The organism is Rhodopseudomonas palustris (assembly GCF_003591005.1).
Classification (GTDB): domain Bacteria; phylum Pseudomonadota; class Alphaproteobacteria; order Rhizobiales; family Xanthobacteraceae; genus Rhodopseudomonas; species Rhodopseudomonas palustris_K.
This window is the reverse complement of the sequence record NZ_QYYD01000010.1, coordinates 73,967-99,856: the sequence shown is the minus strand read 5'-3', so window position 1 is coordinate 99,856 and position 25,890 is coordinate 73,967. Positions and strand designations below refer to the sequence as shown.

Below are 25,890 nucleotides of genomic sequence, written 5' to 3'. Positions count from 1 at the left end.
CATGACCGAGTCCGCCGCCGAGCTCAGCCGTGCCGAGCTCGAGGCGCGGCTCGAAGAGGCCGAAGCGACCCTGCGGGCGATCCGCGAGGGCGAGATCGACGCCGTCGTCGTGTCAGGTGGCGACAGCGAGCAGGTGTTCACACTCGAAGGCAGCAGCCAGTCGTATCGCACCTTCATGGAGACGATGGACGTCGGCGCCGCTGCCTTCGACGCGGAGGGCCAGCTGCTCTACGCCAACGCCGCGCTGTGTAAGCTGCTCGGCCAGCCGTCGGATTCGCTCACCGGGCCGGTGCTGATCGATCTGCTCGACTCCGTCAACCAGGCGAAGTTTCGCCGTCTCCTGGCGCAAGCGGTGCAGCGGCGCGAGTCGGCCGAGATCAATTTGCGCGCCGAAGCCGGCGCCCGCAGCCTGCTGCTCACCGGCGCTCCGCTGGATATCGGCGTCGTGCGCGGTACCGCGATCACCTTCACGGATATCAGTGAGCGTGAGGAGGCCGCCGCGGCGCGGGAGTCGGAGCGGCTGGCCCGCGCGATTCTGGCGTCCGCCAACGAGGCGGTGATCGTGTGCGATCGCGGCGGCCGCGTTACCCACCTCAACGGCGCCGCGATGCGGATCTGCGCAGCGTCGCCGATCGGCCGCACCTTCGGCGAGGCGATCGACCTCACCTTCGCGGAAGCCACCGAACTGATGAGCGGCGCCGACATCGTCACCATGGCGATCAGCGGCATGCCGGTGCAAGGCCTCGAAGCCGCCGTGCGCGCGCCGTCGGCGGCGATCACCGACGTGATGATCAGCGCCGCGCCGCTGGTGGTGTCGGGCGAGCGAATGCAGGGCTGCGTCGTCACGCTGGTCGACCTGTCGCATCGCAAGGCCGCCGAGCGCCGCCAGGCGCTGCTGATGGGCGAGCTCGATCATCGCGTCAAGAACACGCTGGCGATGGTGCTGGCGATCTGCGCCCGCACCGCGGCGCACGAGCGCACCATCGAGGATTTTCAGAAATCGTTCTCCGGCCGACTGCAGGCGCTGGCCGCGACGCATACGCTGCTGTCGAACTCGTCCTGGGAGAATCTGCAGATCAAGGATGTCCTCGGGGCCGAGCTCGAGCCGTTCGCGTCGCTGTCGAGCGGGCGGATTATCACCGAAGGCCTCGACATCGCGGTGGACGCCAAAATTGCCGTGTCGCTCGGGTTGGTATTCCATGAGCTGGTCACCAACGCGGTCAAGTACGGTGCGCTGTCGGTGCCCGGCGGCAAGATCTCCGTGCGGCGTCTCGAAGCGAGCGACAACGATGCGCTCAGCATCGAATGGCAGGAGCAGGACGGACCGCTGGTGACACCGCCGACCACGTCCGGCTTCGGCCAGACGCTGATCTCCCGCAGCCTCGGCAGCGGCGGTGCAAAGCTGGAATTCCGTCCGAGCGGAGTAGTGTGCCGGATCTCCGTGCCGCGGGGTTAGCGCTTCTCGCGATCGATTAGTCCCGGACCATTGAGATCGTCATGGCCGGGCTCGTCCCGGCCATCCACGCCTTTCTCGTCACTCGTCAGCAAGGCGTGGATGCCCGCGACAAGCGCGGGCATGACGGCGGTTTGTTATCAGTTGAAGATCACCCCACCGGCGGCATCTTGTCGATCAGCTTGTCGAGTGTCACCGGGTAATCGCGCACGCGGACGCCGGTGGCGTTGTAGACCGCGTTGGCGATGGCCGCAGCGACGCCGCAGATGCCGAGTTCGGCGACGCCCTTGGCTTTCATCGGCGACGACATCGGATCGGTCTCGTCGAGGAACATCATGTCCTGATGCGGGATGTCGGCATGCACTGGGACTTCGTAGCCGGCGAGGTCGTGGTTGACGAAGAAGCCGACCTTCTTGTCGACCACCAACTCCTCCATCAGCGCGGCCCCGACGCCCATGGTCATTGCGCCGATCACCTGGCTGCGCGCCGTCTTCGGGTTGAGGATGCGCCCGGCGGCACACACCGCGAGCATCCGCCGCACACGGATCTCCGCTGTGGCGGCGTCGACGCCGACCTCGACGAAGTGGGCGCCGAAGGTCGACTGCTGGGCCTTTTTTTGCAGATCGCCATACTCGATGCCATCTTCGGCTTCGAGTGCCCCGTCGCGGACGGCATCGGCAAGCGAGACCCGGCGATTGCCGGCGTGCACCTCGCCGTCCTCGAATTCAGCCTCGGCCGAATTGAAGCCGAGCTTGGTGGCGATCGCTTCGCGCAGCTTGACGCAGGCGGCGTAGACGCCTGCGGTGGAGTTATTACCACCCCACTGGCCGCCGGAGCCTGCCGAAACCGGAAAGCGCGAATCACCGAGCCGCACCGACACCTTCTGCAGCGGCACGCCCATCATCTCGGCGGCGGTCTGGCCGATGATGGTGTAGCTGCCGGTGCCGATGTCGGTCATATCGGTCTCAACCACCAGCGTGCCATTCTGCTCGAGCCGGACGCGCGCGGCCGACTTGGTCAGCTGATTGTTGCGGAACGCCGCCGCGACACCCATGCCGACCAGAAAGCGGCCGTCGCGCACCGAGGCCGGCTGCGGATTGCGCTTGTCCCACCCGAATTTCTCGGCGCCGATGCGCATGCATTCGATCAGCTGCCGCTGAGAAAACGGTCGATTCGGTGTGGTGCTCTTGGCGTCGCCCTTGGTGTTCTGCGAATCGGCGGACGCCGCTTCTGCGACGTCGGGAACGGTCTGCGTGTCGTTGCGAATGCGGAATTCGACCGGATCGAGCTTGAGCTTCTCGGCGATCTCGTCCATGGCGATTTCCAGCGCCATCATGCCGGGCGCTTCCCCAGGCGCCCGCATCGCATTGCCCTCCGGCAGGTCGAGCACCGCGAGCCGCGTCGCGGTCATGCGGTTGGCGCCCGCATAGAGCAGCCGGGTCTGGCTGATCGCGCCTTCGGGCTTGCCGTCGGGCAGATCGCCCGACCAGCTCTCGTGGCCGATCGCGGTGATCTTGCCGTCGCGACCGGCGCCGATGCGAATGCGCTGGATCGTGGCGGGGCGATGCGTGGTGTTGTTGAACACCAGCGCGCGCTGCATCGTCAGCTTGACCGGCCGTCCTGCCGCTTTCGAGCCAAGTGCCGCCAATACGGCATCGGCCCGCAAGAAGAGTTTGCCGCCGAAGCCGCCGCCGATGAAGGGCGACACCAGCCGCACGTTCTCCTTCGGGATGCCCAGCGTCTTGGCGAGATCGCCGACGCCCCAGGCGATCATCTGGTTCGACGTCCACACCGTCAGCTTGTCGCCGTCCCACATCGCCGTCGAGGCATGCGGCTCCATCATCGCGTGGGATTCGTCGGCGGTGCTGTAGGTCTCGTCGAGCTTCACCGGCGCGGCCGCGAACGCCGCGTTGAAATCACCGACCGCGGAATCGCCGGGATCCGACATCACCTTGGCGGGCTTGGCATTGCCGCGCTCGGCCGCCAGATCGAACGCGCCGCGCTCGCTCTGATAGTTGACCCGCACCAGTTGCGCCGCGGCGCGCGCCTGTTCGAACGTCTCGGCGACCACCACGGCGACGGCCTGGTGATAATGCTGCACCTCGGGGCCGGCGAGCAGCTTGGCGGTGTTCTTGCCGCCCTTGTCGAGCTTGCCGGCGTTGTCGGCGGTCACGATCGCCAACACGCCCGGCGCTGCCTTGGCGGCGGCCAGATCGATGCTGGCGATGCGGCCCTTGGAGATGCCGGCGCCGACGATGTAACCGTAAGCCGCATTCGGTGCGACGTCGTGGCGCTCATAGGCATAGCGCGCGGTGCCGGTGGTCTTCAGCGGGCCATCGATGCGGTCGACCGGCTGGCCGACCACCTTGAGACGGTCGATCGGGTTGGTCGTTGCGGGAGCGTCGAATTTCATCGGATCAGCCTTTCGCTTCGGCCAGCACGGAGCCGAGCGTTCGCTCGACCAGCGGTAGCTTGAAGGCGTTCTGTTCGGTGGTGCGGGCCTCGGCGAGGAGCTTGCGCGTGACGGCCTGCGCGCCGCGCGGCATCTCGGCCTCGGCGGCCTCATTCCGCCACGGCTTGTGGGCGACACCGCCGAGCGCGACGCGGCCGCTGCCGTCGCGCTGTACGATCGCCGCAACGGAAATCAGCGCGAAGGCGAACGACGCGCGGTCGCGCACCTTGCGATACAGATGCGTGCCGCCGGCCGGCTTCGGCAACGTCACCGCCGTGATCAGTTCGGCGGCGCGCAGCGTGGTGTCGTCCTGCGGCCGGTCGCCGGGCAGGCGATGAAAGTCTGCGATCGGAATGCTGCGAGTCGCGCCGTCGCCGCTCACGGTTTCGACCGTCGCGTCGAGCACGCGCATCGCCACTGCCATGTCGCTCGGATGCGTCGCGATGCAGGCGTCGCTGGCGCCGACGACGGCGAGTTGCCGATTGTAACCCTGCAATGCACCGCAGCCGCTGCCGGGGCTGCGCTTGTTGCACGGCTGGTTGGTGTCGTAGAAATAAGGACAGCGCGTCCGCTGCAGCAGATTGCCGGCGGTGGTGGCCTGGTTGCGCAGCTGGCAGTTGGCGCCGGCGAGCAGCGCCCGCGACAGCACCGCGTAGTCGCGGCGCACGCGCTGATCGGCGGCGAGATCGGTGTTGCGGACCAGCGCGCCGACGCGCAGGCCGCCGTCCGGGGTTTCCTCGATCTTGTCGAGACCGATGTTGTTGACGTCGATCAGGTGCTGCGGCGCTTCGATCTGCAATTTCATCAGGTCGAGCAGATTGGTGCCCCCGGCGACGAATTTGGCGTTGGGCGTCCGCGCCGCGGCTGCGGCGGCTTCGGCCGGCGACTTGGCGCGTTCGTAAGTAAACGGCTTCATGCCGGCCTCCCTGCGACTTCGGTGATCGCTTCGGCGATGTTGGAATAGGCGCCGCAGCGGCAGATGTTGCCGCTCATGCGTTCGCGCAGTTCGGCGTTGGTGAGTTCGGGCTTGGCCATCAGATCGGCGGTGACATGGCTCGGGATGCCGGCCTTGACTTCGTCCAGCACCGCGACCGCCGAGCAGATCTGCCCCGGCGTGCAATAGCCGCACTGATAGCCGTCGTGCTTGACGAAGGCGGCCTGCATCGGATGCAGCTTGTCGGGCGTGCCGAGGCCTTCGATGGTGGTGATCTCATCACCCTCGTGCATCACCGCCAGCGACAGGCACGAGGCGATGCGGCGGCCGCCCACGATCACCGTGCAGGCGCCGCACTGGCCCTGATCGCAGCCTTTCTTCGAACCGGTGAGATGCAGATGCTCGCGCAGCGCGTCGAGCAGCGTGGTGCGGGTATCGAGTTCGAGATCGCGCGCGGCGCCGTTGACGGTGAACGACACCTTGGCGGTCGACGGCGCAGGTTCGGTCGCGGGCGCCACCGCGCGTGCCGACAATGTTTGGGCGGCGGCGGCGCGGGGCTTTACGCCGAGCGCAATGGTCGCGGCAGAACCCAGCAACAGGTTCCGTCGTGAGAGTTCAAAGTCGCTGAGTTCCACCATGACCGGTCCGTTCGTCGGAGACAACGTGCCGGTGCAGAACGCCGTTCAGCGCGGATGTTTCCGAGCGTGGCCGGATCAAACGATGAGCCGCGATCAACTCATCGGGCTTAAGCCTCCGCCTTGGCGTTTGCCTGTGGCGGAGGCCCGACCTTCGCGTGGCAATCAATCCGCCTTGTAGTCGTCGGTCAGGATCTCGCCGAACAGGACCCAGCGCTGACCGTCGAATTTCATCATCTGAAACTGCTTGTTGATGCGCCAGTCATCCGCCGTGGTGGTCACCGACATGCCGGGCAGCGCCAGATCCGGCACGTAGCTGGTGATCGAGGTCGCCTGCTTCATGATATTCGCACGCGTCAATTCGTCGCCGCAGCGCTGCAGAATGTGCACCAGCATCGCAGCGGTTGAATAGCCATAGGTGGCGTAGCCGCTGTTGGCGTCCTCGTTCGGCGCCCATTTGGCCATGAACGCCTTGTAGCGCTTCATGCCTTCGTCATTCGCCCATTGCGGATCGAGCGGATCCTTGCCGTAGTTGACCGAGATGATGTCCTTGGCGTTCTCGGCGCCCGCAGGGATTAGCACCTGGCCGACCGCGGTGGCGTTGACCTCAAGAATGTGCACCGGCTTCCAGCCGAGCTCGGCGGCCTTGCGGATCGACTGCGCGGCGAATTTCGGCGTCGACATGTTGTAGAACAAATCGGCGCCCGAGGCCTTCAGCGTCACCATCTGCGAGTCGACGGTCGGGTCGGAAAGTTCGTAGGACGCCTCCGCCACGATCATGCCGGCCGCCTTGGCGCCGAGCCCTTCCTTCAAGCCCTTGACGTAGTCTTTGCCGAGGTCGTCGTTCTGATACAGGATGGCGATCTTGGCGTTCGGGTGATTGGCCAGGATGTATCTGGCGTAGATGTGCGCTTCGGACTGGTAGCTCGGATTGGCGCTGATCGTCCACGGATAGTTCTTCGGGTCGGTGAAGCGCGTCGCGCCGCTGCCGGCGAGCAGTTGCGGCACCTTTTTGGCGTTGAGATACTTCTGCACCGCGGCGTTCGGCGGCGTGCCGATGATCTGGAAGGTGGTGAGCACCTCGTCGCTTTCGACGAGTTTGCGGACCTGCTCGACGGTCTTGGGCGGCGAATAGGCGTCGTCGTATTGGATCAGGTTGATCTTGCGGCCGTTGACGCCGCCCTGCTCGTTGATCATCCGGATATAGGCGGCCTCGACCTTGGCGATGTTGCCGAAGGCCGACGCAGGGCCGCTCATCGGCATGGTCTGGCCGACCTTGATCTCGGTGTCGGTCGCGCCCGGATCGTATTTCTTTTCGGCGAGCGCGGGCTGCATCAGCGCAGCACCCAGCAGCAGCGCGACGGCGGCAGCCGTCGTTCTCGGCAACGACATGGACGGTCCTCCCTGACCGGTCGGTGGGGACCGGCTGTCTTTGTTTGACCACAGCTTCTCCCGCCGAAAGCCGAGCGTCAAGTTCATTAATTTAGCACTAAATGAAAATTCTTGCGAGATCGCCTTGACCGCAGGCCGGGCCCGACCGCATCGTCGTGGCGACCGCCCTTAGGACCACCAAATGCCCGCAGCGCCGAAGACCGAAGGACGACGCAGCCGCGCCGAGCAGCGCGCCGCGACCCTCAAGACCATCCTCGACACCAGCGAGGCGCTGTTCGCGCAGCTCGGCTATTTCGGCGTGACCATCAAGGACGTCGCTGACCGCATGGGGATCCACCCGGCGCTGATCCATTATTACTTCGACGGCAAGCAGGCGCTGTTCGACGCCGTGTTCGAGCGCCGTATGGCCGGCGCGGTAGCGGCGCGCACCGCGGCGCTCGACGCCTATGAGGCCGAGGTCGGCGAGCATCCGACCATCGAGGGCGTGCTGCGCGCCTATTACGAAGGCGCCTTTCAGGTGCATATCGACGACGAGGCCGGCTGGCGGGCGTTCGGCCGGATCTTCGCCCAGGTCAACAACGCGCCGGGCTACGGCGTCGAGCAGATGGACATCCACCTCGATCCGGTGGTGCTGCGCATGATCGGGCTGCTGCACAAGGCGCTGCCGGACGCCCGGCCGGAGGATTTGTTCTGGAGCTTCCAGTTCACCTCGGGCGCCTACTCGCTGATCATGTCGCGCACCGGCCGGATCGACCGGCTGTCCGGAGGCCTGTGTTCGTCGGACGATTTCGCCGCGGTGCGCGAGCGCTTCGTCACCTTCATGGCGGCGGGGCTCGAGGCGGTGTATCGGCGCGGCAAACAGGCGGTGAAATAGCGCAGCTGCAATTCAGCCCGCGGCGAGCTGCTTCAGCGGTAGCCGCGAGCTTTCCTTGAGCCGGTCGAGCACGATCGAGGAGCGCACATGCGCGACGCTTGGGTGCGGCATCAGCACGTTGTTGACGAGGTCGGACAGCCCCTTGAGGTCGCGTAGCACGGCCTTGATGACGTAGTCGGCATCACCGGTCAGCGAATAGGCCTCCTGCACCTCGTCGATACGGCGGACCAAAGCGCGAAACTTGTCGGCATTGCCGGGCGAATGCGTCGCCAGCGTGATCTGGATGAAAGCCACCACGCCGAAGCCGAGCGCGTCAGCGGCAAGTTCGGCCCGATAGCCGGTGATGACGGCGTCCTGCTCCAGCCGCATCCGCCGCCGCGAGCATTGAGACGGCGACAGCTGCACCCGGTCGGCCAGCTCCTGATTGGTCAGCCGGCCATCGTCCTGCAGCGCGCTGAGGATCTTCAGATCGAAGGCGTCGATGGACATCATGCACAAAATCCCTGTTTGATGCACGGATCGTGCGCAAACTACCGCTGACGGCGGCCATATGCACGCCTCTTGCGCCCACTCCCGATAATAATACCGGCTCAAACATGGAGGAGCGACCGATGGGACCCTTTCCGCACGATGCGCAGCCGGCCACGATCAGCGCCGACAATCCGATGGGCACCGATGGCTTCGAGTTCGTCGAGTTCGCCCATCCCGACCCTGCGCAGCTCCACGCTCTGTTCAAGCTGATGGGCTTCAGCCTGGTCGCCAGGCATCGCAGCAAGACGATCTCGGTCTATCGCCAGGGCGACGTCAACTATCTGGTCAACGAGCAGCCCGGCACGCACGGCACCGACTTTGTGGCGGCGCACGGCCCGTGCGCGCCATCGATGGCGTTTCGTGTCGTCGATGGGCAAAAGGCCTATGAGCGCGCACTCGCGCTCGGCGCCGAGCCGGCCGATAGCACGGCCGCACAGAAGACGCTCGACGTCCCGGCCATCAAGGGCATCGGCGGCAGCCTGTTGTATTTCGTCGATCGTTACGGCGCCAAGGGCTCGGCCTATGACGCCGAGTTCGAGTGGATCGGGGCTCGCGATGTGCGGCCGTCCGGTGCCGGGCTCTATTACATCGATCACTTGACCCACAACGTGCATCGCGGCCGCATGGATGTGTGGACCGGCTTCTACGCCAAACTGTTCAACTTCCGGCAGATCCGGTTCTTCGACATCGAGGGCCGCGCCTCCGGCCTATTCTCGCGCGCGCTGACCAGCCCGGACGGCAAGATCCGGATCCCGATCAACGAGGACGCCGGCGACTCCGGCCAGATCGAAGAATATCTCAATCTGTATCGCGGCGAGGGCATCCAGCACATCGCCTGCGGCTGCCGCGACATCTACAGCACCGTCGAAGGCCTGCGCAGCGCCGGCCTGCCGTTCATGCCGTCGCCGCCCGAGACTTACTTCGAGAAGATCGACGCGCGGCTGCCGAAGCACGGCGAGGACGTCGCCCGGCTGCAGCGTGGCGGAATCCTGATCGACGGCGAGGGCGTGGTCGACGGCGGCCAGACCAAGGTGCTGCTGCAGATCTTCTCGGCCAACGCGATCGGTCCGATCTTCTTCGAATTCATCCAGCGCAAGGGCGACGACGGCTTCGGCGAAGGCAACTTCAAGGCGCTGTTCGAGTCGATCGAAGAAGACCAGATCCGCCGCGGCGTGTTGAAGGCCGGAGAGGCGGCGTAGCGCCTGCTCAGCGCGGCCGGAGCGGGCCGAGCGTGACGATCTGCTCCGGCGCCCGTGCGTTGACGCGGGCGAATTGCTCCACCACGCGTTTGAACAGTCCGGCATCGATCGATGCGATGACGCCGTGATTTGGCGCATCAATGTCCGGGAAGAATGCCTTGTGCAGCGGCAGGTAGGCGCGAACACGCGTGTCGATGAAGAACGCCTTCGCGTTGTTGTTCTGGCGGGCGCGGTCCAAATCAACACGGATGACGCCGATCGGCAGCTGGTCGCCGAACTTCTGGACTTGAGATGATGTGTAGACGGCGACCGCCGCGCCATATGCCGGCAGGTGCCGCCCTGCCAGGCGTGCAGCTTCGTTCGGCGTGAACACGCCCACGATGACGCCCGCATGGCGAACCGCCGCGGGAATGTCAGGCGCTTCGGCGAACGGGAAGTAGCTCCACACCATATCGCCACGACGAAACGGCGAAGCCATCGGAGGAGCTCACTCGAACAGCGAGCGTCTCGCCGCGAACTCCGCATCGCCCTCGTCAGGGTCGCGCACGAGGTCGTAATCGGTCAGCGTTAGCGGCGCCGTCCTGGCAACGTCGTTGAGGGTTTCGACGTAGTCGAGATGCCGTTTGACCGCGGTCTCGACCAATTGCTGGACGCTGACGCTGTCGAGACGAGCGACACGCGCCGCCTTATCAAACAGCTCGTCGTCGAGATGCACCGTGATATCGACCATGCTCGGATCTCCGGACAACCGGGCAAGTGGGCATTATAAGCGATGCCCGACCCGATCGGAAGATGTCGGCTGATTTCGCCCTGTCGGTACTTCGGACGCGTCGGTCGTTCGCCTACACGTCCACCGTCGCGCTCAGCGAGTTTTCCTGGATGAACTCGCGGCGGGGTTCGACGACGTCGCCCATCAGCTTGGTGAAGATGTCGTCGGCTTCGTCGACTTCGCGGACCTTCACCTGCAGCAGCGAGCGGGCGTTGGTGTCGAGCGTGGTTTCCCACAGCTGGCTCGGGTTCATCTCGCCGAGGCCTTTGTAGCGCTGTAGCGCGATGCCCTTGCGGCCGGCGTCGGTGACCGCCTCGAACAGGCTGACCGGGCCGTGGATCGCGGTCTCGCTGTCCTTGCGGCGCAGCACGCCGGGGCGCGGATAGACCTCCTGCAGCACGGCGGCGTATTCGTCGAGCTTGCGGGCGTCGGCCGAGCCGAGCAGCGCGTCGTCGATTATCGCCACGTCTTTGACGCCCCGCACGGTGCGCTCGAAGTGGAAGCCTTCGCCTTCGACGAAGCGGCCGGTCCAGCCGCGCTCGACCTCGTCGGCCAGCACGTCGAGCCGTCGCGCGATATAGGCGGCCGCCTCGGTGGCGGTCGCGACGTCGCTGGTGATCCGCGGGTTCAGCACGCCGGCGATCGCCGCCTGCTCGACCACGCTGCGATTGTAGCGGCTGTGCAGATTATGCAGCGTGCCGCGGATCGCACGCGCATCTTCGACCAGCGCCAGCAGGTCGCGGCCGCCGCGTTCCTCGCCGCTGGCGAGCCGGAACGCGCAATCGTCGAGCCCGGTCGAGATCAGATAGTCCTCGAGCGCGCGCTCGTCCTTGAGATATTGCTCGGACTTGCCGCGCGTCACTTTGTACAGCGGCGGCTGCGCGATGTAGAGGAATCCGCCCTCGATCAGCGCCGGCATCTGCCGGAAGAAGAAGGTCAGCAGCAGCGTCCGGATATGCGCGCCGTCGACGTCGGCGTCGGTCATCAGGATGATCTTGTGATAGCGCAGCTTGGCGATGTCGAAATCGTCGCGGCCGATGCCGGTGCCGAGCGCGGTGATCAGCGTGCCGATCTGCTCCGACGACAGCATCTTGTCGAAGCGCGCGCGCTCGACATTGAGGATCTTGCCGCGCAGCGGCAGTACGGCCTGAAATTCGCGGTTGCGGCCCTGCTTGGCGGAGCCGCCGGCCGAGTCACCCTCGACGATGAACAGTTCGGATTTCGACGGATCGCGTTCCTGGCAGTCGGCCAGCTTGCCGGGCAGCGAGGCGATATCCAGCGCGCCCTTGCGCCGCGTCAGTTCGCGCGCTTTGCGCGCAGCTTCGCGGGCGGCAGCGGCTTCGATCACCTTGCCGACGATCGTCTTGGCCTCAGACGGATGCTCCTCGAACCAGGCGGCGAGCGCCTCGTTGAGCACGTTTTCGACCACCGGCCGCACTTCCGAGGACACCAGCTTGTCCTTGGTCTGCGAGGAGAACTTCGGGTCCGGCACCTTGACCGAAAGGACGGCGGTGAGGCCTTCGCGGCAGTCGTCGCCGGTCAGGGCGACCTTTTCCTTCTTGGCGTTGTTGTCGGCGTAACCGGTGAGCTGCCGCGTCAGCGCGGCGCGGAAGCCGGCCAGATGCGTACCACCGTCGCGCTGCGGGATGTTGTTGGTGAAGCACAACACGTTCTCATGATACGTGTCGTTCCACCACAGCGCCGCCTCGACCGAGATGCCGTTGAGCTCGGCCCCCACCACGATCGGCATCTCGACGATCGGCTTCTTGTTGCGGTCGAGATATTTGACGAATTCGGTGACGCCGCCCTCGTAGCGCATCTCCTCGCGCTTCTCGACCGGATGGCGCAGGTCGGACAACAGGATGTTGACGCCGGAATTGAGGAAGGCGAGCTCGCGCAGCCGGTGCTCCAGCGTGGCGAAGTCATATTCGATGTGAGTGAAGGTCTCCGGCGATGCGAAAAACGTCACCTCGGTGCCGCGTCGCCCATTGGCATCGCCGACCACGCTGAGCGGTGCCACCGCGTCGCCATGGGCGAACTCGATGACGTGCTCCTTGCCATTGCGCCAGACCCGCAGGATCAGTCTGCTCGACAGTGCGTTGACTACCGAGACGCCGACGCCATGGAGGCCGCCGGAGACCTTGTAGGAGTTCTGGTCGAACTTTCCGCCAGCGTGCAGCTGGGTCATGATGACCTCGGCCGCCGAGATGCCTTCGCCCTTGTGGATGTCGACCGGGATGCCGCGGCCGTCGTCGCGCACCGTCACCGAGCCGTCGGCGTTGAGGATGACTTCGACCGCGCTGGCGTGGCCGGCCAGCGCCTCGTCGATGGCGTTGTCGACGACTTCGTACACCATGTGGTGCAGGCCGGAGCCGTCGTCGGTGTCGCCGATATACATGCCGGGCCGCTTGCGCACGGCGTCGAGCCCCTTCAGCACCCGGATCGATTCCGCGCCGTACTCGGCGGGCACGGGCGGCGGGGTTTCGGCGATCGGCTGCCGGGCGGGTTCAGTCATGCAACAACCTTTGAAGGGTGAAATCGAATCGGCGTGCGACGGCGCGATGAGACGTTCTTTGTGCCACGAAAGACGGGGCGCGCCTAGCCCTAAGTCGCGTGTGGCAAGTAATTGAAGATGTAGGATTTTTTCTTCGATTCGCAAGCCGCGAAACGGCCGATTCGGCGGCTGCTGGCGGCAGCCGCCGAAGCTGCGGTTTCGATGTGCGAAACAGCTCCGCTTGGGCTCATTTTTGCGGCGTGATACGGCCGGATTCGACGGTGAAAATCTCCGCGCCGGGGCCAATTTCAGCGAACGCCGCCGGGTCGGCGCCGGTCATCCAGACCTGCGCGCCGAGCCGAGCGAGCTCGGCGAAAAGCGCAGCGCGGCGCGCCGGATCGAGATGCGCCACCACTTCGTCGAGCAGCAGCAGCGGCGTGATGCCCGTCATTTCCGAGACCAGTTGCGCGTGCGCCAGCACCAGCCCGATCAGAAGTGCCTTCTGTTCGCCGGTCGACGCGTCGCGCGCCGGCATCGCCTTCGGCGCATAGACGACCTCGAGATCGGTGAGATGCGGGCCGTCGAGCGTGCGGCCGGCGGCGGCATCGCGTGGCCGGCTGTCGCGCAACACCCCCCGGTAGCGATCTTCCACGGCAGTGGCAGGCTCGGCGATCAGCGCGTTCTCCATCCAGCCGTCGAGCATGATCCTGGCCGACGGGAATGCCGAGGCCGCGCCGCGGGCGTCGAGCATGGCGGCAAGCCGCATCGCGGTCTGGCCGCGCATCGCCGCGACTGCGACGGCGAGTTCAGCGGTCTCGCGCTCGATCGCGTCGAGCCAATGCGAGTCGGCGTTGCGATAGTCCTCAAGCAGGCGGTTGCGTGACCTGAGGCTACGGTCGAGCGCCGAGACGCGGCCGGAATGCTGGCTGTCGATCGCCAGCACCAGCCGATCGAAGAACCGCCGCCGCTCCGACGCCGCTCCCATGAACAGCCCGTCCATCGCCGGCGTCAGCCACACCATGCGCAGATGGTCGCCGAATGCGGTGGCGGAGCCGACCGGCTCGCGGTCGATCCGGCAGCGCCGCGTCATCGGCGCGTCGGGGCGCGGCGGATCGATCCCGGTGCCGAGCGTCGCCAGCCCGAACGCACCCTCGACCTCGGCCGACACCGCCCACGAGCCGTCGCCCTCATTGGCGGCGACATCGTCGAGCGTCGCCCGCCGCAACCCGCGCCCCGGCGACAGAAACGAGATTGCCTCGAGGCAATTGGTCTTGCCGGCGCCATTCGCCCCCACCAACACCACCCGCTCAGCCGCCGTCGTCATCGCCGCCGCCCGATAACTGCGGAAATGCGTCAGCGACAGGCGGGTGATGCGGGAGGCGGTCATCGGCAGGGACGTTCGTGTTCCGAAGCTGTCATTGCCGGGCTTGACCCGGCAATCCATCGTCCGCGTCAGCGGACAATTTCGTCATAGAGATCTCGCCACTCCGGATTGCCGGCGACGATGAGATCGATCTTCCACTCGCGTGACCAGTGCTTGATGTTTTTCTCGCGCTGGAGAGCGACAGCGATCGTGTCGTGTGCTTCGAAGTAGACCAGAGTTTTGATGTGATAGCGCTTGGTGAAGCTTTCCGCGAGCCCCTCGCGATGCTCATAGATGCGTCGCACGAGGTCGTTGGTCACGCCGACATACAGCGTTCCACCTGGGTGACTGGCGAGGATGTATACCCAGTAGGTCATCCGAAGAGGATGGATTGCCGGGTCAAGCCCGGCAATGACGATCTTTGTCGGCGGTCAAGCCGGGCGATGACGATGGTGCTGTTGAAGTGGCTCGTATCACACCCGCATCGGCATCAGCACGTACAGCGCGGTCTTGGCGTCGCGGTCCTGGATCAGCGTTGGCGAGCCGGGGTCGGCGAGGCGCAGGACGGCGACTTCGCCTTCGATCTGGGCGGCGATGTCGAGCAGATAGCGGGAGTTGAAGCCGATATCCAGCGGGTCGGAGGCGTACTCGACTTCGAGCTCTTCGGTCGCACTGCCGGAATCCGGATTGGTCACCGACAGCACCAGGCGACCAGCCGACAGCGCCAGCTTCACGGCACGGCCGCGTTCGCTGGAAATTGTCGAGACGCGATCGACAGCCTGCTCGAAATCCTTCTTGTCGACGATCAGTTCCTTGTCGTTGTTCTGCGGAATGACCCGGCCGTAGTCCGGGAAGGTGCCGTCGATCAGCTTCGAAGTCAGCACGACATTGCCAATGGTGAAGCGGATCTTGCCGGCGGAGAGTTCGAGGCGGATCTCGGCGTCGTTATCTTCGATCAGTCGCTGCACTTCACCGACCGTCTTGCGCGGCACGATCACGCCGGGCATGCCGGCAGCGCCCGCGGGCTGCGCCAGATCGATCTGAGCGAGGCGATGGCCATCGGTCGCGACCGCGCGCAGCTTGGCGTCCTTGTCCGAGCCGGCAGTGTGCAGATAGATGCCGTTCAGGTAGTAGCGGGTTTCCTCGGTCGAGATCGCGAACTGGGTGCGATCGATCAGTCGCTTGACGTCGGAGGCGGGCACCGCAAACGAGTGGCTCATCTCGCCAGCGGCAAGATCCGGGAAGTCGCTCTCCGGCAGGGTCTGCAGCGTGAAGCGCGAACGGCCGGCGCGGATCGCCAGCACCGACCGGTCGCCGTCGGTCTCCAGCACGATCTGCGAACCGTCCGGCAGCTTGCGGACGATGTCGTAGAACATGTGCGCCGGCACGGTGGTCGAGCCCGCGGTGGCGGTTTCGGCCGGCAGCGTCTCGGTGATTTCGAGGTCGAGGTCGGTCGCCTTGAGGGCGAGCTGGTTGCTTTCGGCGCGCACCAGCACGTTGCCGAGAATCGGAATGGTGTTGCGGCGCTCGACCACGCGGTGAACGTGCCCCAGCGACTTCAACAATTGCGCGCGTTCGACCGTGACCTTCATGACACAACCCGCCTGATCCGTACCCGCATCGTCGCGATGGAGTCCCCGGAGGTATGGAGGAGCCGGGCAGCCGGAAACGGCGCCACGGCACGAGAACCCTGCGGGATGTCGCCCGATCCCGCAGGGGGACCGCAAGGTGGCGTGTTAGCCCGGCCGACGCAAGGGTGCGACGGCGGCAGGCGTCGGAATTTTCCCCGATTTTCCGCCTGCGGCGGCCGGCCTGTCGCGGCGGCCCGCAGGGCGGGTTGGTGCTGCCTATTCCTGCAGCTGGCGCTTCAGCGACTCCACCTCGTCGGACAGCGTGGTGTCCTTGGAGACCAGTCCTTCGATCTTGCGCACGGCGTGCAGCACGGTGGTGTGGTCACGGCCACCGAAGCGGCGGCCGATCTCCGGCAGCGAACGCAGCGTCAGCGTCTTGGCCAGATACATCGCGACCTGGCGCGGGCGCACCACATTGGCGGTGCGGCGCGACGACAGCAGGTCGGAGCGGCTGACATTGTACTGCCGCGCGACGACGCGCTGGATGTCCTCGATCTTGATCCGCTTCGGTTCGCACGGGCGAATGAGGTCGCGCACTTCGTGTTCGGCCATCTCCAGCGTCACCGGCTGGGCGTTGAGCTTGGAATGCGCCAGCAGGCGGTTGATGGCGCCTTCCAGATCGCGGCCGTTATGCGTGATGCTGCGCGCCAGATATTCCAGCACCGGCTGCGGCACGTCGAAGCTGGCGTGATGCGCACGCGCCGCGACCACCCGCGACTTCAAGATACCGAGGCGAAGATCTTCGCCGAGCGTCGCCATCTCGACGACGAGGCCGCCGGCGAGCCGCGATCGCACCCGCTCGTCGAGGCTTTCCAGATCCGACGGCGGACGATCGGCTGCGACCACGACCTGACGGCCGGCGTCGATCAGCGCGTTCAGCGTGTGGCAGAACTCCGCCTGCGTGGTCTTGCCCTGCAGGAATTGCAGATCGTCGATCACCAGCACGTCGATGCCGCGCAGCGCTTCCTTGAAGGCCAGCGAGGTCTGCGTCTTCAGTGCGGCGACGAAGCCGTACATGAATTTCTCGGCGGTGAGATACAGCACCTTGCGCTCGGTGCCGGCATTGCCGGCCCAGGTCACGGCCTGCAGCAGATGCGTCTTGCCGAGGCCGACGCCGGAATGGATGTACAGCGGATTGAACATCACCGGATCGCCGCGGCGGCCTTCGGCCACCTGCTTGGCGGCGGCATGCGCCAGCGTGTTGGAGCGGCCGACCACGAAGCTGGAAAACGTCAGGCGCGGATCGAGCGGCGAACCGCCGAGCGCGTCGTGATTGGAGGCGGCCGGCGTGGTTGCCGCGGTCGTGCGTAGTTCAGGCGCAGGACGCTGTTCGTCGCGGCGGTGCTCGGCCGGCGCCGCGTCCTTGACGGCCGGGCTCGCGGCGCGCATCGGCGAGCGCACCGTCACTTCGATGCGGTTCACTTCCGGCACTTCGGCCTGCCAGCAGGTCAGCACCTTGTCGGAGTAGTGCGTCTGGATCCAGCTCTTCAGGAAACGCGTCGGCACCGACAGGTGCACGCTCTCTTGCTGAATGGCCTCGAGGTCCATGCGGGCGAACCAGCTTGAATACACGTCTTCGCCGACGCTCGTGCGCAGGCGGCCTTTGACGCGAGACCAGCGATCATGTTCCATATTCGACATTTCAGCAGCTTTTCAGATTGAGTGATGGTCGACGCGGCGGGCGAAAGCATGACGGCTCACGCCGCGCCGCGGCGTCGCGAAGCAAAGTAGGGACACAGCTCAGCTATTCGGCAACGTGCCGACGTCAGGCCGGATCCGATGAACGAGATTGCTTCAGGTCAGCGCAGACTCGACGGAGACCCCGGAGTTCGAACGCGACAGCGACTGGTGAATGTCGGGATGTTGGTTTGACAATGACAGGCCGAGCCCTCGGCGTAGAGAAATGAACCGGTGAATCCGTTGCTCATGAAACCTCCCCCTTCCTGACGCGCTTGCGCGCGGCAAGATGTCGTCGAGTCAAATCTGCATCCAAGCCGCTGCGCGCTTTCCCTTCGGCGGGGTCGTCGACGTCGCCAGCCATCGTTCATGCAACACGTCCGCAAGCGAACGTCTCGCACGCTGTCAGGCACAGCTTCGCCGGTCTCATATTGCTATGAGTGACAACCCGGCTGTCATTTGAAAAACGCCGCAAACACGCATACCGCCGCCGATGTGCATGCCCGCCCTTGGTTCTCAAATCGCGCTGATCTGAAGAGCCGTGGGCGCCGCGAGCGATCTAAGAAATACACGACCTCCCGAAGGCCGCAACGGAATTGATTCGTCAGTCGTGGCGCGGAAGGCGGCAGGAGCGTCGCGCAAATCCGATGCGACTAACAGGCCGTGCAGCAAGATTTTGAATCTGTGCATAGATTCGACGCCCGGAACGAGCGTGACAAATCGATCTCACGGCCAAAAGAATTTCATGAATCCTTTACCTTTGGCGCTCGGGCCGTGGCGTTTTCAAAGTGCTCCTCTTCGCTTTGCCTTTAAGTCTCTCGCGAGTCGTGCATTTTTGTGAGCGCCGGAGCAGGGTAGCCGACACGCATATTGCGCTGCGTAAAGTTCCGAGGAGCGCCGGCGGCGTGTTGCTTTGCGGTCATGTGTGGTTCAACTTGCCGCTGTGCCGCAGCGGTTTCTGACATTGCTGTAACAGCCCACGGGTTGTGTGACGCGCGCTGTTATCGTGCTGTCAATGACCGCGTGGTGCATTTGCGACGAGCAACCGCAGTGACATCGCGATCGGCGCGATGACGTACGCGCGCGCTGAACAGCGCGGATCGAAATGATTAGTGCGCAGCCTTCACTGCGCCCGACATGTCGGTTGCAGCAGAGGCATTGATGACAGTGCGCGTCTTCTCTCGCCCGGCACGATGCGGGTGACGTCGGCGAGGCCGAGCACAAAAAATCCCGGCTCAACCGGGCATAAAACCAGTGACTACGCCAGACACAGGAGGCGCCTCATGACGGCACAAAAGCCATGGCCGCTTGAAGGTCTTGGCGACATAAAAAATGCCCGGCCAAGCCGGGCATTCGAGTCACGTTTCGAGTAAGGGAATTACTTCCCGAGCTGTGCGATCCGATGCGCGAGGCGCGAGACCTTCCGGCTCGCGGTGTTGCGATGGACGATGTTGCGCTGGGCGGCGCGCATCAGCGCCGGCTCGGCAGTCGCCATCGCCTTCAGCGCGGCCTCGCGGTCGCCGCTGGCGATCGCTTCCTCGACGGTCCGGATGGTGCCGCGCATCTGGGTGCGGCGCGACTTGTTGACCGCGGTGCGCCGGGCAATCTTGCGAGTCGCTTTCTTCGCGGAAGACGTATTGGCCATGTTCTCTCAAATCCTGCAGCGGCCTCCGCTGCGGAGGGCCGGGCTGATGGCGGAGCCGCCGCTGAACGGAGCCTCGCCGTGTGTTCCGGATGTCCTGAAGATTGTCCCCGAAGCCCGTCGACCGAAACGTCGTGCTGCTTCAAAGACGATCGGCGGCCGGGGAGATCCCCACCGCCATTGCGGGCCTTATAAAGCCACCGCCTGCAAGCGTCAACGGTCACGGCTGGCGGTTTTGCGGCTTTGCGTCCGGGGCGGCCGGGCGCGCCGGATTTGACCGCCGGAGGCCTTGTATAAGGCGCTGGCGAGGTTGTGTTTTGCGTGTCCGCCCGGTAGATGCGGCGCGGGGGCGGTGAATTCCATCGGGGTGGACGATGATCCGCGGGTTCTTTCGATTGATCGGGTTGTTGCTGCTGACCGGCGGGTTCGTCTTCCTGGTCTATGATGGCGCGCGCTCGGTCGCCGACAGCACGCTGCAGCTGACCCGGCTCGGCGAGTTCTGGAACGACGTCCACCAGTCCAGCCAGCACGCCTTCCGGCTATGGGTCGAGCAGTCGGCGCCGGCAGCCTGGGATGGTGTACGGCTGCTGCTGGCGCAGCCTACCTTCGCGGTGCTGGGAATTTTCGGCTTGCTGCTGATGCTGCTGTTCCGCCCGCGCAAGCCGCTGATCGGCTATGCCCGCGACTGACGGTCCGAAACCTGACGATCGGCGCCACGATACCTATATTGCTGTCTAGTTGAGAACCGGTCGCCCCCGCGATAGCCAATGGCCGGTGCTCCATTGAGCAATTGGCGTTCGGCGCGATCACTGCGCGGCGCCGGGAGGTGTCCATGTTCTTCATGCGCAAGTCGACCACGATGCCCAGCGCCAGCGAAGCGCTGCCGGGCCGCGCCACGCCGATCCCCACGGCGCGCAGCCATTTCGTCAACGGCCATCCGATCCAGCCGCCCTATCCCGAGGGGCTGCAGCAGGCGGTGTTCGGGCTCGGCTGCTTCTGGGGCGCCGAACGCAAGTTCTGGGAACTCGGCGACGGCGTTTACACCACCGCGGTCGGTTATGCGGGCGGCTTTACGCCGAACCCGACCTATGAGGAGGTCTGTTCCGGCGGGACCGGCCACACCGAGGCTGTGCTGGTGGTGTTCGATCCGGCCAAGATTTCTTACGAAGCGTTGCTGAAGACGTTCTGGGAGAGCCACGATCCGACCCAGGGCATGCGTCAGGGCAACGACGTCGGCTCGCAATATCGCTCGGCGATCTACACCTTCGGCGACGAGCAGGCGCGCGCCGCCAGGGCTTCGCGCGAGGCGTATCAGCAGGCGCTCGGCGCCAAGCGGTTCGGCCCGATCACCACCGAACTGGCGCCGGCCGGCGAATTCTACTTCGCCGAGGACTATCATCAGCAATATCTCGCCAAGAACCCCGGTGGCTATTGCGGCCTCGGCGGCACCGGCGTGTCCTGCCCGGTCGGCGTGGGCGTGCACGCCTGATGGCACTGCTATCCGCTTGCTGACTCATTGCCTGGGGCGCCCTCACCCCATCCCTCTCCCGCACGCGGGAGAGGAGGCGCCCAGCGGCGGGGGAGCCGCCGAAGGTCACGACGAGCTGCCAAGAGTTTGTTAACCCTAACGGGGCATAAACGGAGTCATCTCGTGGAGAGGGAATGGCTCCAGTGCGTGTGGACCGTGCGTTTCGATTGTCGATCATTGCCGTGACGGCCGCGCTCGCGCTCGGCGGCTGTATGCGGCGGCAGGGTCCGGTGGCGGTTCAGCCCGGCAATACGCTCGACAGCCTCGCCTACGGCGCCCCGGTCGCACCGGGGCCGGTCGGCGCCGGGCCGATCGCCTATGCGCCGGGCGGCCCGGGGCCACAGCCGGAATATCGGCTCGACGCCGGCGACCGCTTGCGCGTCGTCGTCTACGGCCAGGAAGGGCTCACCAATACCTACGCGATCGACGCGTCCGGCTCGATCACCATGCCGTTGATCGGCAGCGTACCGGCGCGCGGCCGCACCCCGGCCGGCCTTGCCGCCGCGATCACCGCACGGTTGCGCAACGGATTTATTCGCGAGCCCTCGGTGGCGGTCGAGATTGAGAGCTATCGGCCGTTCTTCATTCTCGGCGAGGTGCTGGCGCCGGGCCAATATCCTTACGTGCCGAACATGACGGTGGAGAGCGCGATCGCGATCGCCGGCGGCTTCACGCCGCGCGCCAAGCGCGACGGCGCGATTCTGACCCATCCGGAAAACGGCGCGCTGGTCCGCGCCCAGGTCCCACTCGCCACACCGCTCAGCCCCGGCGACACCGTGCTGGTCGGCGAACGCTGGTTTTAGGGCCTTCGCTTAGTAACCGCACAGCCCCATCCCCTGTGGCCATCGCCAGGCATGACCCGGCGATCCATCTCAAAACAGAAAGCCGCTGCGCGGTGATGGATGCGCGGGTCAAGCCCGCGCATGACAGCTGATTGTGACGATGCGCTGCCCGGCACGGTCTGTCTTACTACGTGCTACTTCAAATACGTCCCGAAGAAATCCTGGCTGCGCTGCCAGGCGCGGTCGGAGCTTTGCTTGTCGAAGCTGGCGCGCTCGTCGCAACTGAAGCCGTGCTGGGCTTCGAGATAGACGTGGATGTCGACTTCCGGCCGCTTGCTGCGGATGATCTCGACGTCGGTCAGAGGAATGCCGGAATCCTTCTCGCCGAAATGCAGCTGGGTCGGCACCTTCGGCGCCTCGTCGGCGAAACGCACGATCGCGCCGCCGTAATAGCCGATCGCGGCGCTTAGTCCCTCGAGCCGCGCCGCCGCCAGATAGGCGACGCTGCCGCCGAGACAATAGCCGATGATGCCGACCGGGCCTTCGCCTTTCACGGAGTCGATCGCCGCCTTGGTGTCGCGCAGCATCGCGTCCCAATCCGGGTTGGCGACGAACTTGCGAGCCGTTGCGATTTCCTCGGGCGAATAGCCGCTCTGGAAATTGCGCTCGATGCGATCGAAGATCGCCGGCGCGATCGCCCGGTAGCCCTGCGCGGCGAAGCGGTCGCAGACCGCCCGGATGTGCTGATTGACGCCGAAGATCTCCTGGATCACCACCACCGAAGCGGCAGCGGCTCCGGCGGGTTCGGCGCGATAGGCGCCGAGTTGAAATCCGTCGTCAGCCGTCAGCGTGATGTCGTGTCCCACGAGCAACCCCTGTGTTGGTGGTGATAAGATCAGATACGTGAAGGTGAGGGGCGAATGCGGCTACTGCCACATCCAGTTGCGGCCCCAGTCGCCTTTCCAGCCGGTCAGGCGACCATGGCGGAATTGCAGATACAGCCTGTCGCGGCGATCGAAGAATCCACTGCCGCCCGCCGTCCGGATCGCCAGGAAGATCTCGTCTCCCGGACGGCCGCTGATGTAGTTGAGCGGCGTGCCGAGCGCGCGCGTCGCCGTGACCGCGTCCATGCCGAACGCCAGCGGCGTGGTGTTGGACAGTGTCGCGGTGAACGGCGGCGCCACGATCACCGGCGCCAGCTGTTGCGCCAATGCCGGCGTCCCGATGACCCCACTCAGCGCAGCCCCAAATACCAAGCCGGCAGACGCAAGCTTCACCCAAGCGGCCGGTCGCTGCGGTTGCGGCAGGTGATCGCCATCGCGGCCGTTGTGTACGCTATGTGGCATCGCCGTCCCCCTATCTCGGCTAGCATAGACCTTTCGCAGTGCAATGCCGAGAGCAAGCTCGGAGTTTTCTGAAAATCCAGCTCAAACCGGCGCGAAAAATACATTGGTCATTAAGAATGCCCATTAAGCAGTGGGAACCGAATTCCCGCTAGGGCTGTGGGTCTGACGTGCTTACCCTCTCGGCTGGTGATTCATGAATGCTGTAGCCCGGCAAACCGCGCCAAAGATCGAGCCGCGACTGCGGTTGCTGCTCGCCTCCGATCGTCGCGATCTAAGCGCTGATCTGGCACGGATCCTCACCGGCGTTGCCGACGTGCAGATCATTCCCACGGTGCAGCTTCCCGACGCGCCGGCGCAGGATCTGTCCGGCATCGTCATCGATATCAATCTGCGCTCGCCCGAAAGCGTGCAGGCGGTGCGGCGTAAGCTGCTCGGCAGCGGTTACCAGGCGGTTCCGCGGCTGTTCGTCCTCGCCGACGAACTGCATCACGGCTCGATGCAGGCCTGGGCACTCGGCGCGACCGATACCATCGCGCGTCCGTTCGATCCCCGCGACCTGCTGGCGCGGATTCGGGCGGCATTTCCGGATGCGTCGGAGACCACCGCGACCGGACGGTCCGAGGCAATGACCAGGGGCGTCGCTGCCGCGCATGGCGTGCTGGTCAAGATGTTCGAGCGGCTGCCGGCCGGCCGGCCGCTGACTTACGACGACGTGCTGCAGGCCGAGGCGCCGATCCTGAAGGCGATCAAGCGCGGCTCGCTGCGCGAATGGCTGACGGCTGTCGGTCGTCATCACAATGAGAGCTACCGGCTGGCACTGTTCGCGACCGGCTATGCGGTGGCGTTCGCGCAGCATCTCGGCATGCGCGAGGAGGATCAGCGCCGGCTCACCCGCGCCGCGCTGCTATTCGACGTCGGCAAGGCGTTCATCGACGTTACGCTGCTCGACCATGTCGACGACCTCGCCGGCGAGCGGCTGCGCAAATATCGCGAGCATCCGAGGCTCGGCTACGAGGCGCTCGCCGGCGAAGGCACGTTTCCGCGCGAAACGCTCGACGTTGTGCTGCATCATCACGAGCTGCTCGACGGCTCCGGCTATCCGGACGCGCTGCACGGCGATCAGATCAGCGATATCGTCCGCATCACCACCATCGTCGACATCTTCACGTCGCTGGTGGCGCAGCGCAAGAACCACGTCCCGCTGATGCCGCTGCCGGCATTTTCGGCGATGGAATCCATGGGCGACAAGATCGACCAGCGCCTGCTGCAAGCGTTCCGCCCGGTGGCGCTCGGCGGTTAGCTCAAGCGTAGTTCGTAGGCCCGTAGGATGGGTTAGCGCGCAGCGCGTAACCCATCACCGCGAGGCATCGCGCGCGAGATGATGGGTTACGGCGCAAGGGCGCCTAACCCATCCTACGACAGAATAACCGCGACGGCTCGCTCATTCCGCCAGCATCTTGCGCAATTCCGCCTTCGCCACCTTCTCCAGCGTCGAGCGCGGCATGTCGTCGACCAGGCGGACTTCACGCGGACGCTTGAAATCGGCGAGTGAAGCGGCGCAGGCGGCGGCGATGCGGTCGGCGAAATCCGGCGCGGCTGCGGCGACGCCGCCTTGCGGGATCACAAACACGACGGGAACCTCGTCGAGCATCGGGTGCTTCTTGGCCACCACCGCGGCCTCGCGCACGCCCGGCACGGTGATCACCACCTGCTCGATCTCAGACGCCGCGACGTTCTCGCCGCCGACCTTGAGCATGTCCTTGGCGCGGTCGCCGAACTTGATGGCGCCGTGCTCGAGCAGCGTCACGCGATCGCCGGTGATGAAGTAACCGTGCTCGTCGAAGCTGTCGCGGGTCGCCTGCTCGTTGTGGAGATATTCCTTGAACAGCGACAGGCCGGGCACGCCCTTGATCAGCAAATTGCCGGTGTCGCCGACCTGGGTCGGCGCGCCGTCGTCGCCGACGATGCGCAAGCTGTATTCCGGCGCGGCGCGGCCGATCGCCATCGGGGTGTTGGGCTGATCGGCCTCGGCGATGATGCCGTGGGTGATGGTTTCGGTCATGCCCCACCAGCCGATGATCTTGATGCCGAAGCTCTTGAACGGAGGCGGCTCCGCCACCGCCGTGCCCCACAGCCGGAAGCTGTGGTTGTTCGGCGTCTCCTGCTCCATCAGCGCCTTCAGGCAAAACGCGATGTTGGAATTCCAGGTGCAGCGATGCTCGAGCGCGACCTTCCAGAACCGGCTCGACGAGAACCGCGGCTGCACCACGCAGGTGCCCCCGACCCACAGGCTGGCCAGCATCGAATAGGCCAGCGCATTGGTATGGAACAGCGGCAGATAGGCGAGGTGCACGTCATCGCCGCGCAGCGTCTGGTGTGCAGCATTGATCTTGGCGCCCCACAGCGCGTTGGCGTGGGTCCACAGCACCGCCTTGGGTCGCGATGTCGTGCCCGAGGTATATTGCACGCTGCACGGCGCGGAGGGATCGGTGGCACGGCGCGGCCGGTCAGCGCTGTCGCCGAACAGGCTGTCGAACGATTCCGCCTTGGCGACCGGCTGCGCCGGTAGCGGCGAGCCCGGGTCGTGCGAGATCACCGCGATCCAGCGCAGTTTCCTGCAATTGGCCGAAACGAGGTCGGCGTAGGCCGGCTGGGTGATGCAGGCGACGGCGCCGCAATGATCGGCGAAGTACTCGATCTCGGCGGCGGCCGAGCGGGTGTTGGTGGTCACCGCGAGCGCGCCGAGTTCGACACAGGCGAACCAGCTCAGCAGAAATTCCGCGCAGTTATCGAGATGGATCAGCACCGCGTCGCCGGGCTTGACGCCGCGCGCCGCGAGACCGGCGGCGAGCGCGCCGACGCGGTCGTGGAATTCGCCGTAGCTCCAGCTTCGCGCCGGCGCGTCGAACGGCGCCCAGATGATGAACGGATGATCGCGGCGCGTTTGCGCGTGCAGCCGCAGCAGCCAGGGCACGTCGAGGCCGGCGAACGGACCCACCACGCCGGGCGCTTCGATCGGATGCGGCATTGCTTCTCTCCCTTGCTGCGCGCTCGGCGCGTTGGCGCGCTTTCCGGCTCCGGCCATCGGCCCCGCGGCGCGCGCATCTCGTTGGTTGCGGCCACCTTGTGCCATCGCCTGCGGTGGCACGCAATTCGGCCCGCCTCAACGGCCAATGCGCGAGCCGCAA

The 25,890-nt window shown here is 65.5% G+C and carries 24 protein-coding genes; 7 read left to right on the top strand and 17 right to left on the bottom strand.

Translation table 11 applies throughout. The features are described 5' to 3' along the window. Position 1: 1 nt before the first annotated feature. Positions 2 to 1,456, top strand: coding sequence for a sensor histidine kinase (locus tag D4Q52_RS11500; RefSeq protein WP_119856697.1), 1,455 nt, complete (start codon positions 2 to 4; stop codon positions 1,454 to 1,456). Here the strand turns inward: D4Q52_RS11500 and D4Q52_RS26900 are convergent. The 5 genes from D4Q52_RS26900 to D4Q52_RS11480 form a co-directional block, all read right to left on the bottom strand. Continuing rightward, complete coding sequence (locus D4Q52_RS26900; protein ID WP_283805663.1) at positions 1,453 to 1,578, bottom strand: hypothetical protein; 126 nt, start codon at positions 1,576 to 1,578, stop codon at positions 1,453 to 1,455. The two genes, D4Q52_RS11500 and D4Q52_RS26900, sit on opposite strands and share 4 nt — an antisense overlap. Positions 1,579 to 1,604: 26 nt before the next feature. After that, positions 1,605 to 3,866, bottom strand: a complete 2,262-nt coding sequence (gene paoC / locus D4Q52_RS11495) for an aldehyde oxidoreductase molybdenum-binding subunit PaoC (protein ID WP_119856696.1) — start codon at positions 3,864 to 3,866, stop codon at positions 1,605 to 1,607. A 4-nt stretch (positions 3,867 to 3,870) separates the two neighbouring features. Continuing rightward, positions 3,871 to 4,821 (bottom strand): FAD binding domain-containing protein, encoded by a 951-nt coding sequence (locus tag D4Q52_RS11490; RefSeq protein WP_119856695.1) that lies wholly within the window; start codon positions 4,819 to 4,821, stop codon positions 3,871 to 3,873. Further along, the gene (paoA, locus tag D4Q52_RS11485) at positions 4,818 to 5,477 is read right to left on the bottom strand and encodes an aldehyde dehydrogenase iron-sulfur subunit PaoA (RefSeq protein ID WP_119856694.1); all 660 of its coding nucleotides are present in this window, start codon (positions 5,475 to 5,477) and stop codon (positions 4,818 to 4,820) included. Before paoA ends, D4Q52_RS11490 begins: the two co-directional genes overlap by 4 nt. A gap of 162 nt (positions 5,478 to 5,639) precedes the next feature. After that, entirely contained in the window at positions 5,640 to 6,866 is a 1,227-nt protein-coding gene (locus D4Q52_RS11480; protein WP_119856693.1) for an ABC transporter substrate-binding protein, read from the bottom strand. A 181-nt stretch (positions 6,867 to 7,047) separates the two neighbouring features. Between D4Q52_RS11480 and D4Q52_RS11475 the strand changes: the two genes are divergently transcribed. Continuing rightward, positions 7,048 to 7,740 carry a TetR/AcrR family transcriptional regulator gene (locus D4Q52_RS11475; RefSeq protein ID WP_119856692.1) on the top strand — a complete coding sequence of 231 codons (693 nt, stop codon included), beginning with the start codon at positions 7,048 to 7,050 and terminating at the stop codon, positions 7,738 to 7,740. A 12-nt stretch (positions 7,741 to 7,752) separates the two neighbouring features. Here the strand turns inward: D4Q52_RS11475 and D4Q52_RS11470 are convergent, their stop codons facing one another. Next, positions 7,753 to 8,232 (bottom strand): Lrp/AsnC family transcriptional regulator, encoded by a 480-nt coding sequence (locus D4Q52_RS11470; RefSeq protein ID WP_119856691.1) that lies wholly within the window; start codon positions 8,230 to 8,232, stop codon positions 7,753 to 7,755. A gap of 119 nt (positions 8,233 to 8,351) precedes the next feature. Between D4Q52_RS11470 and hppD the strand changes: the two genes are divergently transcribed. Further along, positions 8,352 to 9,470: a 4-hydroxyphenylpyruvate dioxygenase gene (hppD, locus tag D4Q52_RS11465; protein ID WP_119856690.1), complete on the top strand. Its 1,119-nt coding sequence runs from the start codon at positions 8,352 to 8,354 to the stop codon at positions 9,468 to 9,470. Between the two features lie 7 nt (positions 9,471 to 9,477). On the opposite strand, the gene D4Q52_RS11460 is transcribed toward hppD, so the two are convergent. The 8 genes from D4Q52_RS11460 to rpsT all read right to left on the bottom strand — a co-directional run bounded on the left by D4Q52_RS11460 (position 9,478) and on the right by rpsT (position 19,049). Then, on the bottom strand, positions 9,478 to 9,948 hold the full coding sequence (locus tag D4Q52_RS11460) for a hypothetical protein (protein ID WP_147407782.1): 471 nt from the start codon (positions 9,946 to 9,948) through the stop codon (positions 9,478 to 9,480). Between the two features lie 9 nt (positions 9,949 to 9,957). Continuing rightward, positions 9,958 to 10,200: a hypothetical protein gene (locus D4Q52_RS11455; RefSeq protein ID WP_119856688.1), complete on the bottom strand. Its 243-nt coding sequence runs from the start codon at positions 10,198 to 10,200 to the stop codon at positions 9,958 to 9,960. A gap of 112 nt (positions 10,201 to 10,312) precedes the next feature. After that, the gene (gene gyrB / locus D4Q52_RS11450) at positions 10,313 to 12,754 is read right to left on the bottom strand and encodes a DNA topoisomerase (ATP-hydrolyzing) subunit B (RefSeq protein WP_119856687.1); all 2,442 of its coding nucleotides are present in this window, start codon (positions 12,752 to 12,754) and stop codon (positions 10,313 to 10,315) included. Between the two features lie 226 nt (positions 12,755 to 12,980). Beyond that, positions 12,981 to 14,120 (bottom strand): DNA replication/repair protein RecF, encoded by a 1,140-nt coding sequence (gene recF, locus D4Q52_RS11445; protein WP_119856790.1) that lies wholly within the window; start codon positions 14,118 to 14,120, stop codon positions 12,981 to 12,983. Between the two features lie 65 nt (positions 14,121 to 14,185). Next, on the bottom strand, positions 14,186 to 14,473 hold the full coding sequence (locus tag D4Q52_RS11440) for a GIY-YIG nuclease family protein (protein WP_119856686.1): 288 nt from the start codon (positions 14,471 to 14,473) through the stop codon (positions 14,186 to 14,188). A 96-nt stretch (positions 14,474 to 14,569) separates the two neighbouring features. Then, positions 14,570 to 15,688 (bottom strand): DNA polymerase III subunit beta, encoded by a 1,119-nt coding sequence (gene dnaN / locus D4Q52_RS11435; RefSeq protein ID WP_119856685.1) that lies wholly within the window; start codon positions 15,686 to 15,688, stop codon positions 14,570 to 14,572. A 255-nt stretch (positions 15,689 to 15,943) separates the two neighbouring features. Next, a complete protein-coding gene (gene dnaA, locus D4Q52_RS11430; protein ID WP_119856684.1) occupies positions 15,944 to 17,368 on the bottom strand; it encodes a chromosomal replication initiator protein DnaA in 1,425 nt (474 codons plus the stop codon). Positions 17,369 to 18,782: 1,414 nt separating this feature from the next. Then, positions 18,783 to 19,049 carry a 30S ribosomal protein S20 gene (gene rpsT, locus D4Q52_RS11425; protein WP_119856683.1) on the bottom strand — a complete coding sequence of 89 codons (267 nt, stop codon included), beginning with the start codon at positions 19,047 to 19,049 and terminating at the stop codon, positions 18,783 to 18,785. A gap of 371 nt (positions 19,050 to 19,420) precedes the next feature. Here rpsT and D4Q52_RS11420 point away from each other — a divergent pair, with 371 nt between their 5' ends. The 3 genes from D4Q52_RS11420 (at position 19,421) to D4Q52_RS11410 (ending at position 21,377) form a co-directional block, all read left to right on the top strand. Beyond that, positions 19,421 to 19,735 carry a hypothetical protein gene (locus D4Q52_RS11420; protein WP_119856682.1) on the top strand — a complete coding sequence of 105 codons (315 nt, stop codon included), beginning with the start codon at positions 19,421 to 19,423 and terminating at the stop codon, positions 19,733 to 19,735. A gap of 143 nt (positions 19,736 to 19,878) precedes the next feature. Continuing rightward, positions 19,879 to 20,535: a peptide-methionine (S)-S-oxide reductase MsrA gene (gene msrA, locus D4Q52_RS11415; protein ID WP_119856789.1), complete on the top strand. Its 657-nt coding sequence runs from the start codon at positions 19,879 to 19,881 to the stop codon at positions 20,533 to 20,535. 173 nt (positions 20,536 to 20,708) lie between these two features. Further along, the gene (locus D4Q52_RS11410) at positions 20,709 to 21,377 is read left to right on the top strand and encodes a polysaccharide biosynthesis/export family protein (RefSeq protein ID WP_425328474.1); all 669 of its coding nucleotides are present in this window, start codon (positions 20,709 to 20,711) and stop codon (positions 21,375 to 21,377) included. 173 nt (positions 21,378 to 21,550) lie between these two features. On the opposite strand, the gene D4Q52_RS11405 is transcribed toward D4Q52_RS11410, so the two are convergent. Together D4Q52_RS11405 and D4Q52_RS11400 are read right to left on the bottom strand one after the other, a co-directional pair. Continuing rightward, positions 21,551 to 22,222 (bottom strand): dienelactone hydrolase family protein, encoded by a 672-nt coding sequence (locus D4Q52_RS11405; RefSeq protein ID WP_119856788.1) that lies wholly within the window; start codon positions 22,220 to 22,222, stop codon positions 21,551 to 21,553. Between the two features lie 60 nt (positions 22,223 to 22,282). Further along, positions 22,283 to 22,702 (bottom strand): hypothetical protein, encoded by a 420-nt coding sequence (locus D4Q52_RS11400; protein WP_425328473.1) that lies wholly within the window; start codon positions 22,700 to 22,702, stop codon positions 22,283 to 22,285. Positions 22,703 to 22,895: 193 nt separating this feature from the next. Between D4Q52_RS11400 and D4Q52_RS11395 the strand changes: the two genes are divergently transcribed. Then, entirely contained in the window at positions 22,896 to 24,002 is a 1,107-nt protein-coding gene (locus D4Q52_RS11395; RefSeq protein ID WP_119856680.1) for an HD-GYP domain-containing protein, read from the top strand. Positions 24,003 to 24,143: 141 nt separating this feature from the next. Here the strand turns inward: D4Q52_RS11395 and D4Q52_RS11390 are convergent, their stop codons facing one another. Continuing rightward, positions 24,144 to 25,730 (bottom strand): AMP-binding protein, encoded by a 1,587-nt coding sequence (locus tag D4Q52_RS11390; protein ID WP_119856679.1) that lies wholly within the window; start codon positions 25,728 to 25,730, stop codon positions 24,144 to 24,146. Positions 25,731 to 25,890 lie beyond the last annotated feature (160 nt).